This is a genomic window from Mitsuaria sp. TWR114, assembly GCF_007997345.1.
Genome location: NZ_VOSR01001052.1, coordinates 1 through 541 on the forward strand (window position 1 = coordinate 1; position 541 = coordinate 541).

The window sequence follows — 541 nt, forward strand, 5'->3', positions numbered from 1 at the left end:
CGGCGCTCATGCTGTAGCTGCGCCGGCTATCGCCCAGGGCCATGGTCAAGGTGAGGTTCAGGCCGCGATCCCGCCGGCCGAGGGTGCCCAGCGGTCGATCGAAGGCCGAGAACCGGAGGTGGGCGTCCGAGCCGAACAGCTTGCGCTGATGGGTCAGGCCCAGGTCGAGGCCGGTGCCCCGCGTGCGGCCCTGGGTGTGTGTCAGGTAGCCGCTGACCTGGGTGCGGGTCGACCACTGGTGGGACCAGGCGATCGAGCTGCTGGCCAGCCGCTCTCGCGAGCTCGCTGCGAGGAGACGGGACGACGCCTCCCGCGCCTCGTTGTGGCTGACGGCCAGGCTGCCGCCGCGGTACAGGAGCATCGATTGAAGGTCGAAGCCGAAGCCACGCTCGCTGGAGTGGAATCCGCTGACGAACAGCTTGGCGGCATCGGTGACCGCCCAGTCCGCCGAGCGCTCGCCGTCCGGCGATCGCCCGTCTGCTGGATCGACGCGCCCAGCACCAGTTGCGCATGCGCCAGGTAATTCACCGCCCCGCCGGCG

Annotated in this window: 1 protein-coding gene; it reads right to left on the minus strand. The window is 70.6% G+C overall.

What is annotated here, in order from left to right; genetic code table 11:
* A partial coding sequence (locus FUT87_RS29640) for a hypothetical protein (protein WP_222617323.1) occupies positions 1-541 on the minus strand: 541 nt, incomplete at both ends.